Genomic DNA, 26,081 nt, shown 5'->3' with positions numbered 1-26,081 from the left:
GCCGGCCTCAAGGCCCGGCGCCCGTTTTCCTGGGATCCAGACGGGTCATGGCAAGGAGCCAGCTGCGGTCGGACGTTTCCCGCCCGCAGGCGATCAGGATCACAAGGATCGTCAGGCTTGGCAGCCAGACCCGCAATTCGGCGGCGATCCCGAAAATGCCGGTCGGCAAGGCGCAAAGGACGGCCGCCAGCAGGAGCCCACGCTGGTCGGCGGTCCACGGCCCGGGAAGGCACGCAAGGGCTCCGCAGAACACCAGCAGGATCGCGAATATCATCGGCAGGACGCCGGTCGGATGGAACAGCCATCGCCAGTTCGTGACGGAATGGACGATGCCGATCTGAACGCCCGCTCGGCGAGGGCAAGATGGACGATCACCGCGATGAACATGATATCGAAGAAGTCGCTGGTGAATTCCCAGGGGTGGGTCATCGGCGTCCATAGGTAGGCATAGCTGGCAAGCACCACGCCGAGGACCGCCCGCATCAGGCTGCCCGAGAAATCAAGAACGACCGCATAGAGCACCAGAAACCCAGCCAGCGCCTGGACGAACCGGGACAGGAACCAGATCGACCGGTCGGCGAAGACGTCCGTCGTGAGCCATCGCAGGGCCGACAGGAGAGCCGCGGGCAGGATGCGGTTCTGGAACTCGGGGTAAAGGGCCAGTCCCTGCAACGTCTTGAATTCGGCGTTGTACATGAACTCTATGAATTCGTAGCGGACGCGGACGGAGATCTGTGAGCAGAGAAGGGCAAGAGAGACGACAAGCGCAACCGCCATCAGGTTGTTCCTGATCGATAGCCCGATGCTCATCTGCCGATTTTCCCCACCACCGCGTCGCGCTTCAGCATGCCGGCCAGACAAACCACCTCATCGCCGGATGAACACGGCATATACCATCAATATGCCGAAGCCCAATGCGCCTCCCCCCACCGCATAGGCAAGGGTCAGCGGGATCCGCCAGCGCCGATACCTGCGCGTGAGGGTGCGGAAATGTTCGCGACGCGTCGTCCCGAACGGGACGTCATGATTTCCGGGTGGATTGTAGATATTGGCCGTTGCCCGCCGCCAGCCGACGAAGGCGCCCGCGAGCGCGAACACCACGACAATACCCAGTATTATGTAGTTCATCGCATCGGCTTCCGCTGAGTCTCGCCCGACGAAGGAAGGCGACCGACCATAGCAAACTTGCCGCCAGCGGCACCAAGCTCCCGATGAAGTGAACGGCCCGATGAAGTGAATGGAAAGGGCGGGCCGGGCAGCGGCGCCGGAGCGCCTCAGCGTTTCCCGTGCTGGAGCCGCGGCGCGGCCAGTGCGTCGGCCAGCGTCTTCCCGGCCGCCTTGGCCTCGCTCACCGTGACGTGCAGGTCGTGCAGCAGCCCGTCCTGGATGCCGTAGATCCAGCCGTGGATCGACAGTTCCTGGCCGCGCCGCCAGGCCTGCCGGACGATCGACGTCTCGCAGACGTTGCGGACCTGCTCGATGACGTTGATCTCGCACAGGGCATCGACCTGCTGGGCCTTGTGCGGCTGGGCGACGATCATCTCCTCGTAGCGGCGGCCCAGCGCGGCGATATCGTGCAGCCAGTTGTCGAGCAGGCCGAGCTCATGGTTCTTGAGCGAGGCCTTCACGCCGCCGCAGCCATAGTGGCCGCACACGATGACATGGCGCACCCGTAGCGCCTCGACGGCATATTGCAGGACGGCCAGGCAGTTGAAGTCGACCAGCATGACCTGGTTGGCGACGTTGCGGTGGACGAAGACCTCGCCCGGCAGCATGCCGATGATCTCGTTGGCGGGGACGCGGCTGTCGGAGCAGCCGATCCACAGGACGCGCGGCGCCTGCTGCTTGGCCAGCCTGTCGAAGAAGCCCGGATTCTGCTCCTCGATGCGCTTCGCCCAAGCGCGGTTGTTGTCGAATAGTCCCTCGAGGAAGGATTGCTCTTCTGTCTCGGACATGGTCGAGCCCCTCAGCCGTATTGGTTGCGCAGCGTGCCGATGCCGTCGATGGCGATCTCGACCACGGTGCCGGCCTTCATCGGCAGCACGCCCAGCGAGGTGCCGCAGGCGATGATGTCACCCGGCACCAAGGTCATGTCCTGCGAGATGCGGCTGACCAGTTCGGCCGGCGGGAAGATCATGTCGTCGACCCGGTAGTTCTGACGCTCGCGGCCGTTGACCAGGGTGCGCACCGTGAGCGACGCCGGATCGAGGCCGGTTGCGACGACCGGCCCGAACACGCCGAAGCCGTCGAAGTTCTTGGCCCGTGTCCATTGCGCGAAGCTCGGGTCGCGCTGCAGCAGTTCCATCGCCGTGACGTCGTTCACGCAGGTGTAGCCCAGGATATGGTCGGCGGCGTCTTCGACCGAGACACCGGAGCAGGTCTTGCCTATCACGATGCCCAGCTCGCCCTCGTAGGCGACGCGGCCGTCATAGGATTTCGGCACCGGAATCGGCTGGCCGTGCGCGGCGAAGCTGTTCGGCGCCTTCAGGAAGGTGAGCGGCTCGGCCGGGATCGCCCAGCCGTTCTTCTCGGCGGCGGCGCGGAAATTGTTCCACAGCGCCACCATCTTGGTGGGCTCGGTCGGCGTCAGCCAGCGTGCGTCGACAGCCGCGACGACCTCGCCCGTCGCCGGGCCGGGATCGAAGATCGTGCCTTCGTGGAGGCGGATCTGTTCGCCGTCCAGGATGCCGACGCGCGGACGCCCGGCCTGTTCGATACGGGCGAGGCGTGTCATGCGGCGTCGGGGATGCGCTTGCCGGTCTGCGAATCGAACAGATGGAGATGTCCGGGATCGGCCTTGAAGCGGAGCTTTTCGCCGGGCCTGGCCAGGACATGGCCTCCCTGGCGGACGGTGACCAGCTCGCGCGCCTCGCCGAAGCGGCCGTGAAGCAGCGTGTCGGCGCCCAGCGGCTCGGCCAGTTCGATCTCGAATTCCAGCGCGCCGTCGGCGGCCGGATGCAGATGCTCGGGCCGGATGCCGACGGCAACCGGCGTTCCGGGAGCCGCCGTGGTGGCGAGGCCGATCGGCAGGGTGACGCGCACGGCGCCGGTGCCGGCCAGCTCGACAGCGCGGCTGCCCTCGCAGACCTTGCCCGCCAGGAAGTTCATCGCCGGCGAGCCGATGAAGCCCGCGACGAAGACCGAGGCCGGCCGCTCGTAGACGTCCATGGGCGTGCCGATCTGGTCGGCGACACCGGCATTCATGACGATCAGCCGGTCGGCCAGGGTCATCGCCTCGACCTGGTCGTGGGTCACGTAGATCGAGGTGACGTCGAGCTCGCGCTGCAGGCGCTTGATCTCGAGCCGCATCTGCACGCGCAGCTTGGCGTCGAGGTTGGACAGCGGCTCGTCGAACAGGAACACCGCCGGCTCGCGCACGATGGCGCGGCCCATGGCCACCCTCTGGCGCTGGCCGCCCGAGAGCTGTCGCGGCCTTCTCTGCAGGAAGGTGCCCAGTTCGAGGATCTTGGCGGCCTTCTGGACGCGCACGTCGATCTCGGCCTTGGACAGGCCGCGGATCTTGAGCCCGTAGGCCATGTTCTCGTAGACGCTGAAATGCGGATAGAGCGCGTAGTTCTGGAACACCATCGCGATGTCGCGATCCTTGGGCTCCAGCTCGTTGACCACACGGTCGCCGATCGCGATCGTTCCGCCGGTGATGCGCTCCAGCCCCGCCACCATGCGCAGCAGGGTCGACTTGCCGCAGCCCGAGGGTCCGACGATGACGATGAACTCGCCGTCGGCGATCTCGATGTCGACGCCGTGGATGACCTCGAGCTTCTCGTAGCTCTTCTTGACGCCGCGCAGGTGGACTTGCGCCATGACCGTTATTTCTCCGTCTCGACGAGTCCGCGCACGAACTGGCGCTGCATGAACACCACGACCAGGACCGGCGGCAGCATGGCGAGCATCGCCATCGCCATCAGCAGGTTCCAGCTCGGCACCCCATCGACCACGTTGGCCTGGCGCGAGACCGTCATGACGACGGTGTAGAAGCTTTCCTTGGTCGTGATCAGCAGCGGCCAGAGATACTGGTTCCAGCCGTAGATGAACTGGATCACGAACAGCGCCGCGATCGAGGTCCGGCTCATCGGCAACAGGATGTCCCAGAAGAAGCGCATCGGCGAGGCACCATCGACTCGCGCCGCCTCGGTGAGCTCGTCGGGCACGCTCAGGAAGAACTGCCGGAACAGGAAGGTCGCCGTCGCCGAGGCGATCAGCGGGATGATGAGGCCGGCATAGGAATCGAGCATGCCCAGCGACGCGACGACGCCGTAGGTCGGCACGATGCGCACTTCGACGGGCAGCATCAGCGTGACGAAGATCGCCCAGAAGAAGGTCATGCGGAACGGGAAGCGGAAGTAGACGATGGCAAAGGCCGCGATGATCGAGATCGCGATCTTCCCGATGGTGATGCCCAGCGCCATGATCAGGCTGTTGGTCAGCGTCATCGCGACGGGCGTGTTGCCGACCCTGCCATAACCCTCGGTCAGCACCTTCGCATAGTTCTCGAACAGGTACGGGCCGGGCAGCACCGGGATCGGCGACTGCAGCATGGTCTGCTGGTCGTGCGTCGAGGCGACGAAGGTCATCCACACCGGGAAGGCGATGATGATCACGCCCACGAGCACGACGAAGTGGCTCAGGAAGGTGAGCCAGGGGCGGTTCTCGACCATCAGTAGTGCACCCGGCGCTCGATGAAGCGGAACTGCACGAAGGTCAGCAGGATCACCACCAGCATCAGGATCACCGACTGGGCCGAGGAGCCGCCGAGGTCCTGGCCGCGGAAGCCATCATTGTAGACCTTGAACACCAGGATCTCGGTCGACTTGGCGGGACCGCCCTTGGTCAGCGCATCGACGACGCCGAAGGTGCCGAAGAAGGCGTAGATGATATTGACCACCAGCAGGAAGAAACCGGTGGGCGAGAGCAGCGGGAAGATGATGTCCCAGAAGCGCCGGCCGGGCCCCGCGCCGTCGATGGCGGCGGCCTCGATCAGCGACTTCGGGATCGACTGCAGGCCGGCCAGGAAGAACAGGAAATTGTAGCTGATCTGGTTCCAGACGGCGGCGATCACGACCAGCAGCAGCGCCTGGTTGCCGTTGGTCACATAGTTGAACTCGATGCCGATGCCCTGGAGCATCCAGGCGACGATGCCGACCGACGGGTTGAACAGGAAGCCCCACAGCACGCCGGCCACGGCGGGCGCGACCGCATAGGGCCAGACGAGGAACATCTTGTAGGCGGTGGCGCCGCGGATCACGCGGTCCGCCATCACCGCCAGCAGCAGCGACAGGCCGAGGCCGAGCGATGCGACCAGCGCGCTGAACACGAGGGTGAGCCGCGCCGAGGCGTAGTAGCCCGAGTCCTGGAAGAGATGGAGGAAGTTGTCGAGGTAGACGAACTTGGTGTTGCCGCCGAACGCGTCCTCGACCAGCACCGACTGGTAGATCGCCTGGCCCGACGGCCAGAAGAAGAACACCAGCGTGATGACGATCTGCGGCGCCACCAGAAGATAGGGCAGCCAACGCTCGTTGAAGGTGACGCGTTTTTCCATCGAGCTAGCCTGTAGCCCTCCCCCTCCCGGCCTCCCCCGTGTGACGGGGGAGGGGATTTGAAAGGCTAGCCTTCCTCTTCTCTGCCTCCCCCGTCAAACGGGGGAGGTGGTCCGAAGGACCGGAGGGGGAAAGCAACGGCAAGGGTCTTACTTGTTGGCCGCTTCGAAGCGCTTGATCTGCTCGTTGCCCGCCTTCACGGCGTCGTCGAGCGCGGTCTTCGCGTCCTTCTTGCCCGACCACACCGCCTCGAGCTCGCTGTCGACGATGTCGCGGATCTGCACGAAGTTGCCGATGCGAAGGCCCTTCGAGTTGCCCGTCGGCGGATTGAGCGTCAGCTCCTCGACGGCGACCTCGCGGCCCGGAAACTTCTTGTAGAAGCCTTCCTTGTCGGTCGCTTCGGCAGCGGCCGTCGTGATCGGCACGTAGCCCGTCTCCTGGTGCCACTTGGCCTGCACCGGGGTGCTGGCGAGGTAGGTCATGAACTTGGCGACGCCCTTGTACTCGGCCGCCGGACGGCCCTGCAGCACCCACAGGGTGGCGCCGCCGATGATCGAGTTCTGCGGCTTGGGCGCGACGTCGGGCGAGTAGGGCATCATGGCGATGCCGAACTTCTCCGAACCGCCGAGCGCCTTGTCGATGCCCGCGGCCGAACCGGACGAGGCAACGTGGAAGGCGCAGTCGCCGGCGGTGAACAGCGCCGTCGACTTACCCTCGCGGCCGCCATAGACGAAGGTTTTGTCCTTGCCCCAGTCGGCCAGCATCTGGATGAACTTCACGCGCGGGGCGTCGTTGAATTTCAGCTCGATGTCGGTGCCGCCAAGGCCGTTCTCCTTGGTCGCATACGGCAGGTTGTGCCAGGCGCCGTAGTTCTCGATCATCGTCCAGGTCTGCCACTGCGGGGTGAAGCCGCACTTGGCGCCGGCTGCGACGGCCTTCTTGGCCATCTCACCCAGCTCCGGCCAGGTCTTCGGCGGCTTGTTCGGATCGAGGCCCGCCTTCTGCAGCAGCTCCTTGTTCCAGTAGAGCACCGGCGTCGAGGAGTTGAACGGCATCGACAGCAGCTTGCCGTCGGTCGTCGAGTAGTAGCCGTAGACCGGGCCGATAAAGGCCTTGGGATCGAACGGCTCCTTGGCATCGGCCATGAGCTGGTAGACCGGATAGACGGCGCCCTTGGCGGCCATCATGTTCGCGGTGCCGACCTCGAAGACCTGCACGATGTGCGGGGCCTGCTTGGCGCGGAAGGCCGCGATCGCGGCGGTCAGGGTCTCCGGATAGGAGCCCTTGTAGACCGGGTTCACCTTGTACTCGGTCTGGGACTTGTTGAAGCCCTCGGCCAGCGCATTGACCGTGTCACCCAGGTTGCCGCCCATCGCGTGCCAGAACTGAATTTCGGTCTGAGCGAACGCGGTCGACGCGCTCGCAAGAACCGCCGCGGCCGCGACGGAAGAGAGCAGAATCCGTGTCATATCGAACAAACCTCCCAGAAAAATCCCCGGCGATGTATCGGCGGGCCGCAAGACTGTGATGTGTCTCTTTTATTGCGGTCTGATGACAGTCCACCAACACTTCGCAGCGAATGCAACCCCAAAGGACAAGATTAGGTGAGGGCGGCCAGAATCACGTCCGGCGCATCAGTGATGATGCAATGGACCCCCATGCCGACCAGCGCCCGGGCCACGTCGCCGTCGTTGATCGTATAGACGCTGAGCGTCAAGCCGGCCCTGCGGATCTCGACCGCGCGGACGGCCGTCAGGCGCTTGCCGTTGGTGTTGAGGCCGGCGGCCGACACCGCCTCGGCCCGCACCTGCCAGTCGTCCTTCAGCTCGTCGATCAGCAGCGCCCGCGCGAATTCCGGCGCGGCCTCGCGAGCAGCGGCAAGCGACGCATCCTTGAAGCTCGACAGGAGCGGCGCCGGCAATTTGGCCGGCCACAGCCGCCGCAAGAAGTCGACGGTGATCCTCGCGGTCTCGGCCTCGCGGCCCTCGCATGGCTTGATCTCGACGTTGCAGCCCAGGCCCAGCTCGCCGAAACAGGCGATCGCCTGCTCGAAGGTCGGTACCGACGGCGGCAGCTCGGACGCGCGCAGCTCGGACGCCAGCCGGTCGACGCCGGTCGTCCGCTTCAGCGACGAATCGTGCATGACGATGGGCACGCCGTCCGCCGTCAGCTTGACGTCGATCTCGACCCAGGTGGCGCCGCGCCGATGAGCCTCGCGAAAGGACTCCAGCGTGTTTTCCGGCGCGTAGGCCATGGCGCCGCGATGACCGATGACGTTAGGCAGTTGCAGCATGAACGAATCCGAAGCTAACTCGGTGCGTCGCAATAGCCGAATGCCCCGATCCATGTCGACCTTTCCCGATAAATTCCGCCTCGACGGGCGCACCGCGCTGATCACCGGCTCCGCCCGCGGCCTCGGCTGGGAGATGGCCAAGGGCCTGGCCGAAGCCGGCGCCCGCGTCCTGCTGCACAGCCGCTCCCACGAGCGGCTGGCGCCGCGTCTGGCCGAACTGCGGGCGGCGGGACGGGCGACGGACGGCGTGGTGTTCGAGATGGCCGACCGCACGGCCATGGGCCTCGCCATCGACCGTGCCGGCCCGATCGACATCCTGATCCACAATGTCGGCGAGCGTGACCGCCGCCCCTTCGCCGAGATCGAATCCCACGATTTCGCGCGGCTGATCGATACCGACCTGTCGGCCGGGCAGGCGCTGATCCGGCTGGTGATGCCGGGCATGGTCGAGCGCGGCTGGGGACGGCTGATCCTCGTCACCTCGATCGCCGCCACGCATGCCGCGCCCGGCGCCTCCTCTTACATCGCGGCCAAGGCCGGCCTGGCCGCCCTCACCCGCGCGCTGGCGGCAGAATTCGGCACCACCGGCGTCACCTCCAACGCGATCTCGCCCGGATTCTTCGCGACCGAGACCAACCAGTCCCTGATTGCCTCGCCGGCCGGCGAGAGGTTGCGGCTGCGCTGCCCGGCCAGGCGCTGGGCCGATCCCTCGGAGATCGCCGGCGCCGCGATCTTCCTGGCTTCCCCGGCAGCGAGCTACGTCAATGGACATACGCTCACCGTCGATGGCGGCGTCACCGCAACCTACATGGGCTGATGAAGATCAAAACTCTTCTGGCGAGCGCCCTGGCGCTTGGCGTCGCGCTGCCCGCCTTTGCGGCCAGCCCCGATGCACCGGCGATCGACGGACGGCACCTCAGCCTCCTCTGGATGATCCCGTTCGTCGGCATCCTGCTGTCGATTGCGATCATGCCGCTCGCCGCGCCGCACTTTTGGCATCACCATTTCGGCAAGGTGTCGGCAGTCTGGGCGGCGCTGGTGGTCGTGCCTTTCGCCGCAATCTACGGCGTGCCGACCGCGATCTACGAAATCATCCACCTCCTGCTGCTCGATTACATCCCCTTCATCGTACTGCTGCTGGCGCTGTTCACGGTGACCGGCGGCATCCACATCAAGGGCAACCTGCACGGGTCGCCGTCTATGAACACGGCGATCCTGGCGATCGGCACGGTGCTGGCGGGCTGGATGGGCACGACCGGCGCCTCGATGCTGCTGATCCGGCCGATCATCCGCGCCAACGACGACCGGCGGCACAAGATCCATGTCTTTGTCTTCTTCATCTTCCTGGTGTCGAACATCGGCGGCGCCCTGACGCCGCTTGGCGATCCGCCGCTCTTCCTGGGCTTCCTGAAGGGCGTCAGCTTCTTCTGGACGACACAGCACCTGTTCGCCGAGATGCTGGTCTGCGCGATCGTGCTGCTGGCGCTCTTCTACGCCATCGACAGCTACTGGTACCGCAAGGAAGGACGAAAGACGCCCGATCCCACGCCGGAAACACCTGTTCGCATCGAGGGCGGCGTCAACATCATCCTGCTGGCGGCCATCGTCGGCGCGGTCCTGGCGAGCGGCACGTGGAATCCCGGCGTCCATTTCACCGTCTTCCACGTGACGCTCGAGTTGCAGAACGTCCTGCGCGACCTGGCGCTGGTGGTCCTCTGCTTCCTGTCGCTGCGCCTCACCTCCCGCGGGTCGCGCGCCGCCAACGGCTTCAGCTGGGGGCCGATGGCCGAGGTCGCCAAGCTGTTCGCCGGCATCTTCATCACCATCGCGCCGGCGCTGGCCATCCTCAAGGCCGGCAAGGAAGGCGCCCTGGCGCCGCTGGTCGCGCTGGTGACGGGCCCTGACGGCCAGCCCGACGACATCTGGTATTTCTGGCTGACCGGCATCCTGTCGAGCTTCCTCGACAATGCGCCGACCTATCTCGTCTTCTTCAACCTGGCCGGCGGCGACGCCAACCTGTTGATGGGGACGCTCGCCGGCACCCTGGCGGCGATCTCCTGCGGTGCCGTGTTCATGGGCGCCAATTCCTATATCGGCAACGCGCCCAACTTCATGGTCAAGGCGGTGGTCGAGGAGGCGGGCATCCGCATGCCGAGCTTCTTCGGCTACATGGCCTGGTCGTGCGGCATCCTCGTGCCGTTGTTCGTCCTGCTGACCCTCCTGTTCTTCATCCCGTAATTTCGCCCATGTTTCCAACGAAGTAGCGGACAAGAAACCGCAGAGGACGCGCGCGCTTTTCCTCTACACTGGCCAAGCGTCCCGATCCTAGGCACACCCAGGCCCGCCCCTCTCGTACCGAGGACACCGAGCATCGAGGCGAAATCCTGTAGAACGACCCGTGGCCCACGCCGTAAGCGCCTTCTCCTACCGTTCCGACCGCATGTCGCCCTTCGCACTGGCGATGGCGATCCTGCTGCATGCGCTGGTCGCGGCGGCGCTGTGGTGGCTGTCGCAGCAGAAGCCGGCGGTGCCCGCGGAAGAGGACGTGATCAACGTCTCGTTCGAGCAGCCCAAACCACCGGAGCCGCCGCCACCCGAACCGCCGCCGCAGGCGCCCGCGGCCCAGCCGAAGCAGGTCCCGCTTCCCCAGACGCTGCCGCCGATGAATCTCGGCGTGCGCCCGCCGGCCCCCACCACGGCAGACAGGCCGACCCAGGTGCCGCCGACCGACCAGGTGTCGAAGGCGCCCCCGGCGCCCCCGCCGCCGCCCGAGAGCAAGGAAGAGCCGACCTTCGAGCCGGAAGTCGCGGCGGCGGCGCCGACGCCACCGGTCGAGACGCGCGTCGAGCCGCCCCCTGCGCCTGCGCGCGTTCCGGCGCCCACGCCAACACCAGCCGAGAAGCCAGCGCCCGAGCCACCGACGGAGCTGGGCCTCAAGAACGCGCCGACGCCTCCGCCTCCGCCGCCGCCCACGCAACAGGCAGCACCGGCACCGCAGCCGCTCCCCAAGCCGCCCGAGCCTGCTCCGACGCCAAAGCCCATGCCGCAGCAGCAGGCGCTCGCGGCGCCGCCGCGGCCGACGCCGCCCGCGCCGAAGCCCGAGCTGAAGCCCTCACCGCTCTCGACGATACCCTCGACGCGGCCGCCTTCCAGCTCCGGCGCCGAACCGCCATCGCAACATCGCTTCGTCAATCCGGCGGATGCCTACGCGCGCGCCAAGGTCGCGGACAATTATCTCGCCCAGATCCTGCGCAGGATCGTGGGCTACACATACCAGCCGAAGACCGACAAGCGGCAAGGTGTGACGGTGGTGCGGATCGTCATTGCGCGCGACGGCAGGCTACTTGCCGCCACCATCGTCAGTTCGAGCGGCGAGCCGGAATTCGACGCCGGCGTCCTGGCCGGCGTGCGGGCCGGTGCGCCCTACACGCCGCTGCCGGCGAACATCCCGGGCCCCAGCGCGCCGTTCGACCTGCCGCTCTGGTCGGTCAGACGCTGAGGAAGACGCCGCTCAGTTCTTCTTGCTGATATTCCAGGTCATGGCCACCGGACCGGGCAGCCATCCTTCCAGCCGGTCCTTGCGGTAGGCGCCGAAGGCCTTGTACTGGCCGATCGGCACGTAGACGCCCTGGTCCATCACGCGGTCGGAGATCGCGAGGCCGATCTCCTTGCGCTTGGCCGGATCGCCTTCCTTCAAGAAGGCGGTGCGCAGCGTCTCGATCTCCGGATCGCACGGCCAGCCGAACCACGCCTTGTCGCAGGTCGCGGCGGCGAAGTTGCTGGTGCCGGGATTGTCGACGTCGATCGTGATGTTGGTGGTGAAGAAGACGTTCCAGCCGCCCTGGGCCGGCGGCTCCTTGCGGGCGCGCCGCGAGATCACGGTCTGCCAGTCCATCGCCAGCACGTTGACCTTGAAGCCGGCGCGCTCGAGCTGCTGCTTGGCGACCGGCTGGAACTGGTTGGACGAGGCGAGATCGGTCTGGTGCAGCATCGTGATCGGCGTGCCGTCGTAGCCCGACTCCTTCAGGAGCGCCCGCGCCTTCTCGAGGTTGGGCTTGATCAGGAAGTCGCCATACTCCTTGCCGTAGGGTGCGCCGCAGATGAACGGCGCGTTGCACAGCTTGTAGATCTCGGGCTCGCCATACTGCGCCCGCAGCAGGTCCTCCTGGGCCAGCGCATACATCGCCGCCTGCCGCGCCTTCGGATTGTTGAACGGCGGTTGCAGGTGGTTGAAGCGCATCAGCGCCTGCGACCCCAGCGCGTTCCAGCCGTAGAGTTCGACATTCTTTGCGGCCCGCAGCAGCGGGAAGAGATCGGGCGGCGGCGTTTCGATCAGGTCGATCTCGCCCGCGATCAGCGCATTGGCCGCCGTGTTGGGATCGGGGATGGCGAGCCATTCGACCCGGTCGACCTTGACCACCTTGCCGCCGGCCATCATCGACGGCGGCTCGGGCCGCGGCTTGTATTTCGTGTTCTTGACGTAGACCACCCGCTCTCCAGGCTTCCATTCGTCCTTCTTGAAGATGAAGGGACCGGAGCCGGTGTAATCCTCGATCTGCTTGTTGGGGTCGGTGTCGGCCACCCGCTTGGGCATCATGAAGGGCGTGCTGGAACCCACCTTGCCCAGCGCCTCCAGCACGAGGCCGAACGGCTCCTTCAGGGTGAGGGTGAAGGTCTTGTCGTCGACGACCTTGAGATCGGCCGTCGCCTTCATCAGCACCTGCCCGTAGCCGTCACGGGCGCCCCAGCGCTTGATCGAGGCGATGCAGTCCTCGGACGTGACAGGCTTGCCGTCGTGCCATTCCAGCCCGTCGCGCAGGGTGATCGTGTAGGTGAGCTTGTCGTCGGAGACGGTGTATTTCTCCGCCATCTGCGGCTGGATCTTGAGATCGGCGTCCGTGGCGAACAGCACGTCGTAGATCATGTAGCCGTGGTTGCGGCTGATGTTCGCCGTCGTCCAGATCGGATCGAGGATCTTGATGTCGGCGTGGGACACCATCCTCAGCGTCGTCTGGGCCGCCGCCGGCCCCGCTGTGCCCGCTGCCAATCCCCATGCCATCGCCGCGACCAAAGCAAACTTGTGCAAATGGGCCATGAGTCACCCCCGTTTGCCTGCCGCGGACTGTGCCGGACGGGCTGTCAGTTCCCCTCACAGATCATGCAATGCTCATGCCGTGCCGAACCGACGCCGCATCCCGATGACGTGATGCGCTGTCCCGGAGGTTCGGGAAAACCGGGCGCTGGTGCTCTTCAGGCATAGCGGCGAGTGCGCCGATCACTCCTTGCGACAGCACCGGATGAGAAACCGCGACGACACTCGCGATTACACGAATGGAGCACCCATCTAGTTGAATTTCACATCATATATTCTTCATAAAGTGGTTACAACCATGTCATGTATTTGAGTGTTGCGCATGCGGCTTAACCCACCGGCTATTGGATGGTCCGCGACCGGCCCGCGGACGAACGGAGGGCCATGCGCGTCGTTGTAATTTTTTTGCATTACTTGTGCGCAAATCCCTGGCGTGCAATGATCTAATACGCGTCGCCCGCGGGTCGGCCACAGGAGAGCGTCTTTACATGCGAATCGGTGTTTCTGCCCGTGCGTTGCGCGCGCGCGGACGGAGCCTGAAGCTGTCTGCCTGCTTGGCTGCCGCCGTCATGCTCTTCTCTCAACCAGTTCTGTCGCAAGGCCCGATGTCGCCCGGTGGAGGCGCCATGGTGCCGCAACCTCGCGTCGCGCCTCCGCCACCTCCACCACCTCCACCACCTCCGGTGATGATGCCGATATCGCCCGGCGCCCAGCCGGGAGCGCCCACAAGCGTCGCACCACGCAACTCGTCGACATCCGGCAGCGGCGGCAGCGCGATCAAGACTCCGGACAACGACTCGCCCCGGCCCCCGGATCGCCCGCCGGCGACCGCGTCAGAAGGGTCCGGCAAGAGTCCGGAGCCGAATGCGCCGCTGCCTCGGGACCGTACGGTGCCGTCCGCCCCCCCTGTCGTCCCACCCGTCGCCCCCGCCGTGAATCGTTCGACGGCGCTGGCCGCGACGGCGAGAGGCCTGCTGCCGGCGCGCGATGTCGCCGTCGTCTCCACCGACGGCGGCGGTCGCAGCCGGGCGGAGGTGCGGACCGACGACAAGGGACAGTTCTCCCTCGGCCCGCTCACGGCGGGCGTGCGCGATTTCACCCTTCCGTTCGCCACCCTCCAGCGTGCGCAACCGGACGGCGCGAAGCGGCGGCAGCCCAGCGTGACGGTCAGCCTGGTCCTGCCCGCCGCGCCGGGCGGGGGACCACGCGGCAACCTGGTCGTCCACACCTATCCGCGCCTCGATCCCGGCACGGACATTCGCACCAGGATCTCGGTTCCGCGGGACGGCGGCGGGGCGATCGTGGACTGGGGCGACGGCACGCCGCCGGTCGACGCGGTTCGCGACGGATGGCCGGTCAATGTCGGGGGTGGGCGCGGGCCCGTCGAGACCATCGGCACCGTCTCGTTCGTCCCGAAGTTCCAGAAGATGCAGTTCATTCAAATGAATCCCTGCAACCCCTGGTGGCAGTGCGCACCACCACCCGATCCCGATCCGCCGATCGACGATCCGTGGACCGAGATCGTGCCGGAAATCGACGTGCTGCCGCCCGAGGACCCGATCATCGAGATCGTCGACATCTATGATCCGCCGCGGGAGGATCCTCCCCAGGTCGACCCTCCCTACGATCCTCCCAAGATCGACGAGAAGGGAACCTTCGACATCGGGTCGCTGCGGCCGGGTGTCCGCGAGGTCAGGCTGACGCTGCCGATCAGCGATCCGCCGAAGCCGCCGGTCAAGGTGGCGCTCCTGCTGCCGCTCGAACCGCGCGCCGCCGTCGAGGCGATCAATGCCGGTGGACGGCCACCACAGGTCGGCGAGCAGGACCGGCTCCACCTGGTCGAACACATCTATGCCCCCGACACGACGGCCCAGACGCTGCGCGTCCGCATCTCCATGGCCAAGGATGGACGCGGCGCCCTGGTGGACTGGGGCGACGGCACACCGGTGACGGACGTCAAACGCGAAGGAAAGCCCATCGCCGCCGCGAGCGTCGATCGCGAAGCCGTGGGCCGCATTCTCTTTCTCGGCGCCAAGAAGAAGCAACCATAGGATTGGATCAATGAAGTCAGGTCTGTTTGCAGTATCCGCCGTCGCCTCGAGTATCGTCCTGGCGGCTCCCGTCCTCGCGCAGGGGGCCGGCGGGCCGGCCGGCGGACCAGCCGGCGCGGCGCCATCGCCGTCGCCGACGGCGCAATCGACGGCCGTCAGCAGCGGCATCCAGAGCCAGAGCAACACCACGGCCTATGTCGTGCTGCCGGGGATCAGCGCGGTGATCCAGCAGACGCTGCTGGGGCCGAAGCTGGTCGGCCCGCGCTCGACGACGGAACTCGGTCCGCTGCACAGCGGCATGGCCGCGGGCGACGATCCGATGGGCTGGCAGGTCTGGGCCCAGACCGGCGGCGGCCAGGCCACCAACAGCCTGGCGACCGGCGGCTACACGATCGGCACCTATGGCGCGCAGCTCGGCGTACAGAAGCAGATCACGCCGGAACTCCTGCTGGGCGTCAGCGGCTCGTGGCAGGGCTCGAGCGGCACGCTGAACGGCGGCTTCGCGTCGACCAACTCGACGTTCGGCGTCACCGTCTATGCCGGCTGGCAGCTCGACGAGCACTGGAACGTCTCGGCGATGGCCGGCTACAGCGGCGGCTCGAATTCGATGACCAATTCGGGCTTCACCTACAACGCGAGCTACGGCAGCAGCCAGTGGAACTTCCAGGGCGGGCTCAACGGCTACTACAAGGTCGGCGCCGTGGTGCTGGCGCCGATGGTGTCGATCCTCTATTCGCCGATCAACAGCTACGGCTACACCGACAGCAACCTGGTCGTCGTGCCCGGCCAGACCACGTCGCTGACCCGCGGCTCGGCCGGCGGCTTCATCAGCCTGCCGCTCGACAAGTGGCAGCCCTACATCCGCGCCACCATCGAGCAGGATTTCAACGCGCCGACCGGCAGCGGCGCCAACGGCTATACCGGCGGCACCGTCGGTGCCGGCGCGACGATCCCGCTCAACGACGCGATCTGGGCCTCGATCGATGCCGGCTACAACTCGATCGGGCGCTATGCCCTGTCGTCGTGGTCGGGCAGCGTGCGGCTCAGCCTGCGATTCTGATTTTGGTTTTCACCTCTCGATCTTCGAGGAGACAGAAATGAACCGACAGGTTGCGTGCGCGGCCGGGATGATGCTCCTGGCCGGTCTCGGGGGCTGGCCCTCGCAAGCCTTCTCGCAAGGGGCCATGACGCCCAGGCCCGTGGACGTGGCGCCGCGTGTCGCACCGCCGCCCGCGGCACCGCCTCCCGTCGTCGCGCCGACGCCGCCCATGGCCCCCACGATGGCACCCACCATCGCACCCATCCCCGCGGCGCCGGCTCCCGCCACAAGAACCACGACCCGCGGTCCCGCCGGCGGCCCGCCACCCTTCACCGACACACCGACCAGGGCGCTGCCCGGGATCGGCGTCGGCGTGCGCGGCCCCGGCGGTACGCGGCAGGTCACCACCGACGCCAACGGCGTCGTGTCGCTCGGCCCACTGCGCCAGGGCCGCTACGATCTCAGCGTCAACCAGAAGGACCTGGGGGCCGGAACCGGCAATCAGCCGGTCGCCCTCGGCTTGCTGCTGCCGGCCGTGCAGAGCGTGCGCGAAGGGGCCCGGCGCTTCGTGTCGGTCGTCGTCACGCCGGTCAACGATGCGCCGACCTTGCAGATCAGGGTCGACGTCGATGCCAGGGGGCAGGTGTCCGCCGTCAACTGGGGCAACGGCATCGGGGTCAACGTGGCCGTCGGCGACGTCAACGGCGACGGGCAGACGGACCTGAAAGTGTTCGAAGATCTCGCCCAACGCAATCCGTCCGGCGAGACCCGTCTTGCCTTCATGGGGCTCGGATCGGCCCCGAGTCCCGGCGCAAGAACCACGATCCCCGGTCCCGCCGGCGGCCCGCCGCCCTTCACCGACGGACAGGCAAAGCTTCCGAACGTCGGCGTGACGGCAAGCGGTCCAGGGGGCGTCATGCAGGTGCGGAGCGACAGCCAGGGCGTGGCGCCGTTGGGCAAGCTACCGATCGGCAATACGATCGTCGAGTTCAACGGCGCAGACCTCGCCTCGGCGCTGAAGTCGACGGTGGGGCCGAACACGCCGGCCCCGCAGAAGACGCTGATCGAGTTGCTGGTCGTGATTGCGATCATCGCGCTCAAGACCGATGGCACGCCGGTGGTCTTCACCGCGTCCTTGCCGGCCAGTGCCGTGAAGACCCTCAAGGCCAATCTGCGGGTCGGCCGCGACGGCAATCTGATGGACGTCGATTGGGGCAACGGCCCGCAATTGCCACAGAGCCTGACCAAAGTGGGCACCGGCACGCTTACCCTCAGCGGGGGCAACAACTATTCCGGCGCGACCACCGTCAACCAGGGTGTGCTGAAGGCTCTCCAGGATCGTGCCAGCAAGGGTGCTCCCGGCACGATCGAGGTCAACAACATCCTGATGGATGTAAGCACGCGGTAAAGCAGGGTCATGGCCGCCGCGAGCGCTATCGGCCTTCGCCTCACCAGCATCGCCGCCGTGGCGGCGATGCTTGTTGCGTGCGGCCAAGGCGGCGCAGGACGCGATGCGACCGCCGCCGGCATCGCGCAGGTGGCGGGCCTCGAAACGGTGGCGTCGAAAGGCTCGACCTTCGACCTGCTGATCTATCGGCGCGACGACGGCAAACCCGGCCCGCTCTTCGTCTATGTCGAGGGCGATGGGCTGGCCTATCTCGACGCACGCACGCCGTCGTCGGATCCGACGCCGGTCGATCCGCTGGCGCTGCGACTGGCCGCCGCCGATCCGGGACCGGCCGTGCTCTACCTCGGACGGCCCTGCCAGTTCGCGCCCGGCCGGGGCGATCCGCGCTGCAGCGTGCGGCTTTGGACGACGGGAAGGTTCGGCGCCGACGTCGTGGCCTCCATCGATGACGCCATCGATTCCGAGCGCGCGAGGGCGCCCGACCGGCCACTGGTGCTGGTCGGCTACTCAGGCGGCGGCGTGATCGCGGCACTCGTGGCGGCACGCCGCAAAGACGTCTCGCTTCTTGTCACCATCGCGTCGCCGCTCGACGTGGCGGACTGGACGCGCCGCCTCGGCCTGTCGCCGCTCGACGGATCGGAACTTCCGCTCGATTATGCTGAACGCCTTTCCAACGTGCGCCAGATAGCCTTTGCCGGACAGGCAGACAAGGTCGTGCCCGTCGCGTCGATCGCGTCGGCGGTCGGAAAATTCGGTCCGTCGGCGAAGCTGGTCGTCGTGCCGGACTTCGATCATCGCTGTTGCTGGGTGCGGGACTGGCCCCATCTGCGTAAGGTCGCGTTCGACGAATAAACTCAGGGGCCAATCATGAGCATGGATACATCTCTCGATCTTCAGGCGCGGGGTGCTGTCATGAGACTGTCCGCGCTGTTTGCTGCCGGCATTGTCCTGGCAGCGACCCCGGCCCTGTCGCAAGGGGCAATGGGCCCCGGTCCCGGCGCAGCGCCGATGACGCCTCAGCCGCGCATCGCCCCGGCCGCGCCGGCTCCCGTCGTGGCACCGCAAATGCCAACGGCGGCGCCGAATCCGATCCCCCCCTTCGCCTCTCAGCAGACCGGTACCCCCACGATTCGCGGCAACGAGCAACGAACAACTGCGCAGCCGGGTGGCACGACCTCGAATCCCGGCACGACGTCACCGGCGGGCGAGCCCGCCGGAATCAAGGGCACGACCGCCATCGTCGCAATTCTGGCCCTGCAGGCGAACAACACCAGCAGCTCCATCTTCGATCGATGGGGCAACCTGTTCGTCGAGCAGAAGGGCAACCAGGCCGCGCCGAGCCTGTCGATCATCTCGACCGACAAGGCCCGCAGCAGCGTCGCGCAAACAACCACCGACCAGAAGGGCCTGTTCAAGGTTCCGTCGACCCCCGGCGTCCACGAGATCACGCTGCCGGGCAAGGACATCGAGGCCGCCTATATCAAGATCATCGAATTAATAGGTAACGAAAGTCCCGAAGCCCAGGCAATAAAGGGGTCGACCGCCATCGTCGCGCTCCTCGCCTTCAAGGTTCCGGGGGCGACGACAGGCGGCGGCCGGCAGGATTTCGGCCTCGCGCGCGCCATTCCCCGCGGCGCTTCGTCGATGCAGGCCAAGCTGGCCGTCAACGGCGACGGCACCGTGTCGACGGTCGATTGGAACGACGGCGCCGGCCCGCAGTCCATCATTCGCGAAGGCAAGCCGATCGGGGGCAACAACGGCACGAGCGAGATTGTCGGGCGCACGCTTTTCGTCGGTGAAGCGCCAAAGCGATAGAGACCGCTCCGGACATCCGGCATTCAGAGCCGTTGCCAGCGCTGTCGGTCCCTGCTGAAGCCCTTGGATGTAGTTGCCGTAGATCGAGACATTCAGCGGTTGTTGCGACCACCCAACACGGTCAGAGCCCTTGTCTCCGGTCGCGTCGTCCGTTCCAATAGGCGACCAGGTGAGGCCTGACCGCGATCCTGACCCTGCTCGCCAGTACGGCCGAGGAGAGAGAATGAGGAATAGGCATTTGCGATGTCGGCACGCAAAGCCGGCTCGGTAACGACGTGGCTGATCGCACTCCCCCTTCTGTCAAAAGCGATGGTTCGCCCGGAGAGGCTCGCTTTGGCAGCCGGTTCGGCGAGACGGAGCGGGCAAGTCCTGAAGTAAGCACGGCGTTACCGGCCCTGAGCGAGGTCGAGGAGAGAGAGGCAAGAGGGCGTGAGCTCCGCGCCGCACAGGAGCTCGCCCGAAGGCGCCGTCGTCAAACGATCGCGGCAAGCGCGATAGCCGCAATCATCCTGGCGCTCGGCGGCACGGCAACATGGATATTCCGCGAACTGGCGGTGACGCGCGAAAGCCAGGTCGCGCAGCTCGAGTATGAAAACGCTGTCCTCTCGAGATTACTTCGCCAGGAGTACCAGCAGCGCTTCGACAGTGCGCGAGTTCCTGCGGCACGCCAGGAAATCGTCGCGCAAAGCGTCAAGAAGATCCTGAGCAATCGCGCCCGGTATGAACGACTCACGAAGTCGACGACGATGCCCTGGTACTTCCTCGCCATCATTCATGGCCTGGAAGCCGACTTCAGGTTCGATGCGCACTTGCATAACGGCGATCCGTTGACGGCCCGTACGGTCCGCGTGCCGGCGGGACGACCGGCCCAAGGCAAACCGCCGTTCAGCTGGGAAGAAAGTGCGATGGATGCCATCGCGATCAATCGCTACGACAAGTGGAACGATTGGAGCATTGCCGGAATGCTTGTCGTCTGGGAACGCTACAACGGCCTTGGCTATCGGCATTACGGCGTCAATTCACCGTATGTATGGGCGTGCACCGACCTCTATGCGAAGGGTCGCTTCGTGGCCGACGGAAAGTACGATGCCAATGCCGAGTCCAAGCAATGCGGCGCAGTCGCATTGCTGAAGGGGCTGATCGCGACGGGTCAGGTATCACCCCCGGCGGGTCCGAGATAGGCTCCAGTAGAGTCGCTGCGCACTAGCGTCTTTCCGGATGAAATGGAGTCACTTCCGGCGCTCCCGGACATCGCAACGCGATGTCCTGACGCTCAAGCGGCCGAGCTGTGCTCGGCCGATCACACCACCCGGAAGTTCTTGAACTGCCAGGGGTCGGACTTGTCGAGGTCCTCGGGGAAGAGTTCGCCGCGGCCCTCGAGCGGGGTCCAGTCGCTGTACTTGCCGACGACCGGGCCGAGATAGGGCATGCAGATCTCGAGGTTGCGCGCGAAGTCCATCTCGTCGGCCTCGACGATGCCCTCGTTGGGGTTCTCGAGCGCCCAGATCATGCCCGAGAGCACCGGCGCCACGACCTGGATCGAGGTCGCGTTGTTGTAGGGCGCGAGCTTGCGCGCCTCGTTGATGTCGATCTGCGAGCCGTACCAGTAGGCGCCCTTCTTGTGGCCCATCAGCAGCACGCCGAGCTCGTCGCGGCCCGAGACCACCTCGTCGACGATCAGGCGCTGGTGCTTCTGCTGCTTCAGGTTCTTTCCGGTGAGTTCGTGCAACGACATGATCGCCTGGTCGCACGGGTGATAGGCGTAGTGCACGGTCGGGCGATACACGACCTTCCTGCCGTCATGGACGGTCAGGTAGTCGGCGATGGAGATCGACTCGTTGTGCGTTATGATGAAGCCGTGGAACGGTCCCTCGATCGGTGTCCAGGTGCGGACCTGCGTCGTCGCGCCCGGGCGATTGAGGTAGATCGCCGCGTCGCAGCCGAAGGTGTGGCGCTTGCCGTCGGGCGGCAGCGCCTTCTCGTGCGTGCCCCAGCCCATCTCGGCGGGCTGGCCGCCCTCGGAGATGAAGCCGTCGATCGACCAGGTGTTGACGAACTCGCCCACTTCCTTGGGGATCGCCGAGACCTGCGTGTCGCGCTCGGCGATATGGATCGTCTTGACGCCCAGGCGCTGGGCGAGCTTGCCCCAGCCCTCGCGCGTGGTCGGCACGGGAGTCTTCACGCCGGTGTCGCGGGCGATGTTGACCAGCGCCTGCTTGGCGAAGTGCGAGACCAGGCCCGGGTTGGCGCCATGGGCGACCACGGCCGTCGTGCCGCCCTTGTGACGCGACTTGAGCTTCATCATCGTGTCGCGCAGCGCGTAGTTCGAGCGGCGCGAGACCGACAGGTTGGGATCGGAATAGCCGCCCGGCCACGGCTCGATGCAGGTGTCGAGGTAGAGCACGCCCTTCTTCTGGCAAAGCTCGATCAGCGCCGTCGAGGCGACCTCGACCGAGAGGTTGAGCAGGAAGTCGCCCTGGCCCAGCCGGTTGTCCAGGGTCGAGCGGACGTTGGACTCGGTGAGGCGCTTCTCGATGAACTCGACGCCAAAGCGCTCCGCCTCGTCCTCGCCGCCGCGCATGTCGTCGGTGATGATGGTGATCTGCTCGGGCTTGATGCCGATATGGCGCAGGATCAGCGGCAGCACGCCTTGCCCGATCGAGCCGAAGCCCACCATGACCAGGCGGCCATGGAAATCGAGATACTTCTTAGCGGCGGGCTTGCGCGCGGTCTTCTTCGCCATTTCAGCGTCTCCGTTCTTTCGTGCAACGTTCAGTAAAAACAGCAACGGGGCCTTTCTCAAGGCCCCGTCGTCCGTACGCCCGAATTGTGTCAGTTCAGATGCAGACCGCCTTGAGCGGCGCGAAGCCGTTGAACGCGACCGAGGAGTAGGTCGTCGTATAGGCGCCGGTCGAGAGGATCTCGACCTTGTCGCCCGGCTTCAGGGACAGAGGCATTTTGTACTCCGTCTTCTCATAGAGGATGTCGGCCGAATCGCAGGTCGGGCCGGCCAGCACGACGGGACCCATGCGCGTGCCGTCCCGGCCAGTGCGCAGGCGGTACTTGATGCTTTCGTCCATCGTCTCGGCGAGACCGGAGAACTTGCCGATATCGAGGTAGACCCAGCGCTTGCGCTCGCCCTGCGCCTTGCGTGAGACCAGCACGACCTCGCTCTGGATCACGCCGGCATCGCCCACCATCGATCGGCCCGGCTCGATGATGACCTCGGGCATGTGGTTGCCGAAGTGGCGCACCAGCGCGCGGGTCACCGCATCGCAATAGGCCTCGATGCCGCTCACCTCGGCGCGATAGCGCGCCGGGAAGCCGCCGCCCAGATTGACCATGCGCAGGTCCACACCGGCTTCGGCCAGCGCGAAGAACATCTGCGAGACCTGGGCCAGCGCCTTGTCCCACTGCTCGAGGTCGGTCTGCTGGCTGCCGACATGGAAGGAGATGCCGTAGGCGTCGAGGCCCCAGTCCTTGGCCTTGCGCAGCAGGTCCTTGGCCATCTCCGGCGCGCAGCCGAACTTCTTGCTGAGCGGCCACTCGGCACCGCCGCAATCGACCAGCACGCGGCAGAACACGCGGGCGCCCGGCGCCACGCGCGCGAGCTTCTGCAGCTCCGCCTCGCTGTCGAAGGCGAACAGGCGCACGCCCTGCTGGTAGGCCCAGGCGATGTCCTTTTCCTTCTTGATCGTGTTGCCGAAGGAGATGCGGTCGGGCGCAACGCCGGCGGCCTGCACCAGCTCGATCTCGCCGCGGCTCGCCGTGTCGAACTTGGAGCCGGCCGTCGCTAGACGAGCCAACACCTGTGCGGCCGGGTTCGCCTTCACGGCGTAGAAGATGTGCGCCGTCGGCAGCAGCTCACGCATGCGCCGGAAATTGCTCTCGACCACGTCGAGGTCGATCACGAGGCACGGCGTCTCGGGCTGCTGCTCGCGGAGATAGCGGAAAATACGCTCGGTCATCGCTGGGGGGTTCCCCGTATGGATAGTCACTCTGTCGGAAAAGGATCGAACAACGACGTACGGCGCCAAGCGTGGCGCGATACGTCAGCCGATACTCGACTGAGCTAAAATCCGTTTATGCGGCTGAGCGAGGAAGGAGGCCCGAGCGAGTGTCGGGCAAAGGACATAATAGCGGGGAACGCGCCCCGCGCGGTGTGCAACCATCTCAGAAGCTCCTTCCCGGACCCGGCACTCATCGCTCGAAGGCGAATTAACCGGCACTGCCAAAAAGAACACTTTCCGTCGTTGCGTAACCACAGAGGGCCAGCGGCACGTGCGTTGGGCGTCTTGTACGAACGCTATCTACAACTAATCGACCTGGTTACAAGAAGAATCTGCCCCGCCTTGGAAATTTGTCCGCCGCTTGTGGTCGAAGCGGCACATGCGTGTCAGGCGTGTGGCGCTTCAGACACGAGGCAATGACGATCCCGGCAGCTTGATCGAGGCGGCGAGCACGGTGAGCGGCACCAGCATCACCACCGAGCCGATGAGCGCGGTGCGGACGTCGAAGAAGTTGGCGATCTTCCCCCACAGCAGCGCGCCCAGCACCATGGCACCGAAGAACACCATCTGGTGGACCGCCATGCCGCGCGCCCGCATGTAGTTGGGCAGGATCATCTGCACCGAAGCGCCGTTGTTGGCGATGACGGTGATCCAGCAAGCGCCGTTGATGGCGACGACGGCGCCGACCACGATCGGCGTCATCGCAAGCGCCGCCACCAGGGTGGCAGCCGCCGAGACGCCCATTGCCCAGATGTTGGCGCGATCGGCCCCGAGCAGGCGGTTGACCGTGGGCAGCGCGAAGGCCGCCGTGACCGCACCCACACCGAACACGCCGTAGAGGATGCCGAAGGTGAATTCGTCGAGGCCGAGCTCGAAGCGGCCGATCACCGGCAGCAAGGTGCCCATGGCGATGCCCGGCACGAAGAAGCAGAGGCCGCGCGCGAAGATCGCCCGGAGTTCCCCTGAGCCGCGAACGAAGGCGATGCCGGCGCGGGCCGCCTCGCCCAGGGTCTCGCGGCGCTGGGCCGCGCGCGCCTCGGCCGGCCGCTTCCACGCCCGCATGGCCAGGATGACGCCGACATAGGTGAAGGCATTGATGGCGAAGAGCAGGAAGACGCCGACCAGGCTGAGCAGCAACTGGCCGATGACGGGACCGACGGTGCGCGCCAGGTTGAAGCCGGCGCTGTTCAGCGCGATGGCGGGGCGAAGCTGCGGGCCGGTGACGATCTCCGGCACCACGGCGTGCCAGGCCGGCGCGTTCATCGCGTTGCCCAGTCCCATGCAGAAGGACAGCGCCAGCAGGTTCCAGTGATTGAGAAGGCCGAAGAAGGCCAGCGCGGCCAGGGTCGCGGCCACGCCCATCATCCAGACCTGGCAGCACATGATGTAGCGGCGGCGGTCGAAGCGGTCGGCCAGGATGCCGGCGAAGAAGCAGAACAGGAACATCGGCAGGGTGCCGGCGGCGGCCAGCAGGGCCACGAAGATCGGCTCCTGCGTCAGGCTGGTCATCTCCCACGCGGCGCCCGTGGTCTGCATCCAGCCGCCGACATTGGACATCAGGTTGGCGATCCACATCGCCAGGAACGACCGGTTGGCGAGCGGCGCGAAGGCAGAGGGTGGCTTTGGGGCTGGGCTTGGAGAAGCCGGTCCAGGCGTCGTCGATGTCACCCCGCCAGCACCTTCTCGTAGATGCGGTGGGTCTTGTAGTGCACCCCGCCGACCGAGCGGATGATGTTGTTGGTCGCCTTGTTGTCCTCGAGGATCCAGCCCAGCTCGGCCGAAGTCTTGCCCAGCCGCTTGCCGTTGGCCCTGAGGGTATCGATGGCGATCATGGCGAGGCCGGCGCCCAGCAGCGGATGGTTGCGGAATTTCTTCTTCACGCCCATCAGCGGCACCCGCGTGCTGCCGACGCCGGCGATCTTGAGCCGCCACAGGAGCTTGGCGAGGTTGATCGGGCCGAGCTTGCCGCCGAATTCCTCGACCGCCTCGTAGAGGTTGGTGAGCGCCACGATGAAGGCGACGCTCTCGTCGTCGACATCCACGAACACCGCGAGCTCAGGGACAATCACCGGCCCGAAGGCCTTGGACGCATGGTCGATCTCGGCCTGGGTGAAGGGCACGAAGCCCCAATTGTCGCTCCAGGCATCGTTGAAAATGCCGACCAGGGTGCGCACCTCGGCATCGAACATCTTCATGTTGGCCGTGCGTACCTTGACCCTTCCCTCGAGGCCGCCGCGCGCCAGCAGCTTGGCGCCGATCGTCTGGGGCGCGTTCTGGACGTCGTAATCGTACGAGAACACGTCCTTGGCCTTGGCATAGCCGCAGGCCTCGACCCTCGGCCCGGCATAGGGCGGATCGTAGGGCACCATCAGGACGGGCCGGCTGTCGAAGCCGTGGACCAGCAGGCCCACCTCCTCGTTGACCGAGAGGCTGAACGGGCCGGTCGCCCGCACCATGCCCTTCGTCAGCAGCCAGGCTTCGGCCGTCGCGAAGAGTGCTGCGAAGATCGCCGGATCGTCTTCCGCCGCCAGGCAGCCGAAATTCCCGGTGCTGTCCTTGTAGCGTTCGAGATGGGCGCGATCGATCTGCGCGGAGATGCGGCCGACCACCTTGCCGGCGCGGCGCGCCAGGAAGAAGCGGACCTCGACATGCTCGAACAGCGGATTCTTGCCCGGCGTGAAGGCTTCCCGTCGCTCGACGTCGAGCGGCGCGATGTAGCCCTTGTGGCCGGTATAGAGACGCTTGGGGAGCGCGATGAAGGCGTTCAGCTCGGCCTTGGACTCGACCGGACTGACGATGATGTCGGACGAAGCCATTG

General features: G+C 66.1%; 25 protein-coding genes. 9 read left to right on the top strand and 16 right to left on the bottom strand.

The genetic code is table 11. The features are described from left to right. Positions 1-7 precede the first annotated feature (7 nt). From AC1ROX_RS05460 to AC1ROX_RS05415, 10 genes are all read right to left on the bottom strand, one after another. Entirely contained in the window at positions 8-274 is a 267-nt protein-coding gene (locus tag AC1ROX_RS05460; RefSeq protein WP_493123195.1) for a hypothetical protein, read from the bottom strand. Beyond that, positions 271-777, bottom strand: a complete 507-nt coding sequence (locus AC1ROX_RS05455; RefSeq protein WP_493123193.1) for a hypothetical protein — start codon at positions 775-777, stop codon at positions 271-273. The genes AC1ROX_RS05460 and AC1ROX_RS05455 overlap by 4 nt, the downstream gene beginning before the upstream one ends. A gap of 90 nt (positions 778-867) precedes the next feature. Next, complete coding sequence (locus AC1ROX_RS05450; protein WP_493123191.1) at positions 868-1,128, bottom strand: hypothetical protein; 261 nt, start codon at positions 1,126-1,128, stop codon at positions 868-870. Between the two features lie 146 nt (positions 1,129-1,274). Then, on the bottom strand, positions 1,275-1,955 hold the full coding sequence (gene can, locus AC1ROX_RS05445) for a carbonate dehydratase (RefSeq protein ID WP_493123189.1): 681 nt from the start codon (positions 1,953-1,955) through the stop codon (positions 1,275-1,277). Positions 1,956-1,966: 11 nt separating this feature from the next. Beyond that, positions 1,967-2,734: a fumarylacetoacetate hydrolase family protein gene (locus AC1ROX_RS05440; protein ID WP_493123187.1), complete on the bottom strand. Its 768-nt coding sequence runs from the start codon at positions 2,732-2,734 to the stop codon at positions 1,967-1,969. Beyond that, positions 2,731-3,822, bottom strand: a complete 1,092-nt coding sequence (locus AC1ROX_RS05435) for a sn-glycerol-3-phosphate import ATP-binding protein UgpC (protein ID WP_493123185.1) — start codon at positions 3,820-3,822, stop codon at positions 2,731-2,733. The genes AC1ROX_RS05440 and AC1ROX_RS05435 overlap by 4 nt, the downstream gene beginning before the upstream one ends. Before the next feature lie 5 nt (positions 3,823-3,827). Then, positions 3,828-4,676: a sn-glycerol-3-phosphate ABC transporter permease UgpE gene (ugpE, locus tag AC1ROX_RS05430; protein WP_493123183.1), complete on the bottom strand. Its 849-nt coding sequence runs from the start codon at positions 4,674-4,676 to the stop codon at positions 3,828-3,830. After that, positions 4,676-5,557: a sn-glycerol-3-phosphate ABC transporter permease UgpA gene (ugpA, locus tag AC1ROX_RS05425; RefSeq protein WP_493123181.1), complete on the bottom strand. Its 882-nt coding sequence runs from the start codon at positions 5,555-5,557 to the stop codon at positions 4,676-4,678. The genes ugpE and ugpA overlap by 1 nt, the downstream gene beginning before the upstream one ends. 147 nt (positions 5,558-5,704) lie before the next feature. After that, positions 5,705-7,024 (bottom strand): sn-glycerol-3-phosphate ABC transporter substrate-binding protein UgpB, encoded by a 1,320-nt coding sequence (gene ugpB, locus AC1ROX_RS05420; protein WP_493123179.1) that lies wholly within the window; start codon positions 7,022-7,024, stop codon positions 5,705-5,707. A 131-nt stretch (positions 7,025-7,155) separates the two neighbouring features. Then, positions 7,156-7,848, bottom strand: coding sequence for a glycerophosphodiester phosphodiesterase family protein (locus tag AC1ROX_RS05415; protein WP_493123177.1), 693 nt, complete (start codon positions 7,846-7,848; stop codon positions 7,156-7,158). 52 nt (positions 7,849-7,900) lie between these two features. Between AC1ROX_RS05415 and AC1ROX_RS05410 the strand changes: the two genes are divergently transcribed. The 3 genes from AC1ROX_RS05410 to AC1ROX_RS05400 all read left to right on the top strand — a co-directional run bounded on the left by AC1ROX_RS05410 (position 7,901) and on the right by AC1ROX_RS05400 (position 11,347). Then, positions 7,901-8,665 carry an SDR family oxidoreductase gene (locus AC1ROX_RS05410; RefSeq protein ID WP_493123175.1) on the top strand — a complete coding sequence of 255 codons (765 nt, stop codon included), beginning with the start codon at positions 7,901-7,903 and terminating at the stop codon, positions 8,663-8,665. Beyond that, positions 8,665-10,086, top strand: coding sequence for a sodium:proton antiporter (locus AC1ROX_RS05405; RefSeq protein ID WP_493123173.1), 1,422 nt, complete (start codon positions 8,665-8,667; stop codon positions 10,084-10,086). The genes AC1ROX_RS05410 and AC1ROX_RS05405 overlap by 1 nt, the downstream gene beginning before the upstream one ends. A gap of 160 nt (positions 10,087-10,246) precedes the next feature. Next, on the top strand, positions 10,247-11,347 hold the full coding sequence (locus AC1ROX_RS05400) for a TonB family protein (RefSeq protein ID WP_493123171.1): 1,101 nt from the start codon (positions 10,247-10,249) through the stop codon (positions 11,345-11,347). Positions 11,348-11,359: 12 nt separating this feature from the next. On the opposite strand, the gene AC1ROX_RS05395 is transcribed toward AC1ROX_RS05400, so the two are convergent. Together AC1ROX_RS05395 and AC1ROX_RS05390 are read right to left on the bottom strand one after the other, a co-directional pair. Further along, a complete protein-coding gene (locus tag AC1ROX_RS05395) occupies positions 11,360-12,943 on the bottom strand; it encodes an ABC transporter substrate-binding protein (protein ID WP_493123169.1) in 1,584 nt (527 codons plus the stop codon). A gap of 577 nt (positions 12,944-13,520) precedes the next feature. Continuing rightward, positions 13,521-13,733, bottom strand: a complete 213-nt coding sequence (locus tag AC1ROX_RS05390) for a hypothetical protein (protein WP_493123167.1) — start codon at positions 13,731-13,733, stop codon at positions 13,521-13,523. 139 nt (positions 13,734-13,872) lie between these two features. On the opposite strand from AC1ROX_RS05390, the gene AC1ROX_RS05385 reads away from it, so the two are divergent. From AC1ROX_RS05385 to AC1ROX_RS05360, 6 genes are all read left to right on the top strand, one after another. Beyond that, positions 13,873-14,991 (top strand): hypothetical protein, encoded by a 1,119-nt coding sequence (locus AC1ROX_RS05385; RefSeq protein ID WP_493123165.1) that lies wholly within the window; start codon positions 13,873-13,875, stop codon positions 14,989-14,991. Between the two features lie 10 nt (positions 14,992-15,001). Beyond that, positions 15,002-16,051, top strand: a complete 1,050-nt coding sequence (locus tag AC1ROX_RS05380) for an autotransporter outer membrane beta-barrel domain-containing protein (RefSeq protein ID WP_493123163.1) — start codon at positions 15,002-15,004, stop codon at positions 16,049-16,051. Positions 16,052-16,088: 37 nt separating this feature from the next. Further along, positions 16,089-17,438, top strand: coding sequence for an autotransporter-associated beta strand repeat-containing protein (locus tag AC1ROX_RS05375; RefSeq protein WP_493123161.1), 1,350 nt, complete (start codon positions 16,089-16,091; stop codon positions 17,436-17,438). A gap of 9 nt (positions 17,439-17,447) precedes the next feature. Beyond that, positions 17,448-18,290, top strand: coding sequence for an alpha/beta hydrolase (locus AC1ROX_RS05370; protein ID WP_493123159.1), 843 nt, complete (start codon positions 17,448-17,450; stop codon positions 18,288-18,290). 15 nt (positions 18,291-18,305) lie between these two features. After that, positions 18,306-19,253 (top strand): hypothetical protein, encoded by a 948-nt coding sequence (locus AC1ROX_RS05365; protein ID WP_493123157.1) that lies wholly within the window; start codon positions 18,306-18,308, stop codon positions 19,251-19,253. Between the two features lie 275 nt (positions 19,254-19,528). Then, complete coding sequence (locus tag AC1ROX_RS05360) at positions 19,529-20,434, top strand: hypothetical protein (RefSeq protein ID WP_493123155.1); 906 nt, start codon at positions 19,529-19,531, stop codon at positions 20,432-20,434. A gap of 119 nt (positions 20,435-20,553) precedes the next feature. Here the strand turns inward: AC1ROX_RS05360 and AC1ROX_RS05355 are convergent, their stop codons facing one another. The 4 genes from AC1ROX_RS05355 to AC1ROX_RS05340 all read right to left on the bottom strand — a co-directional run bounded on the left by AC1ROX_RS05355 (position 20,554) and on the right by AC1ROX_RS05340 (position 26,079). Then, positions 20,554-21,996 (bottom strand): homospermidine synthase, encoded by a 1,443-nt coding sequence (locus AC1ROX_RS05355; RefSeq protein ID WP_493123153.1) that lies wholly within the window; start codon positions 21,994-21,996, stop codon positions 20,554-20,556. A 94-nt stretch (positions 21,997-22,090) separates the two neighbouring features. After that, positions 22,091-23,221, bottom strand: coding sequence for a type III PLP-dependent enzyme (locus AC1ROX_RS05350; RefSeq protein WP_493123151.1), 1,131 nt, complete (start codon positions 23,219-23,221; stop codon positions 22,091-22,093). 444 nt (positions 23,222-23,665) lie between these two features. Next, complete coding sequence (locus AC1ROX_RS05345; RefSeq protein WP_493123149.1) at positions 23,666-24,931, bottom strand: MFS transporter; 1,266 nt, start codon at positions 24,929-24,931, stop codon at positions 23,666-23,668. After that, positions 24,928-26,079 (bottom strand): dATP pyrophosphohydrolase, encoded by a 1,152-nt coding sequence (locus AC1ROX_RS05340; RefSeq protein WP_493123147.1) that lies wholly within the window; start codon positions 26,077-26,079, stop codon positions 24,928-24,930. The genes AC1ROX_RS05345 and AC1ROX_RS05340 overlap by 4 nt, the downstream gene beginning before the upstream one ends. Positions 26,080-26,081: the final 2 nt, after the last annotated feature.

It is taken from the genome of Reyranella sp. GW821-FHT14A01 (assembly GCF_058803965.1).
This window is presented reverse-complemented; position numbering and strand designations above follow the sequence as displayed.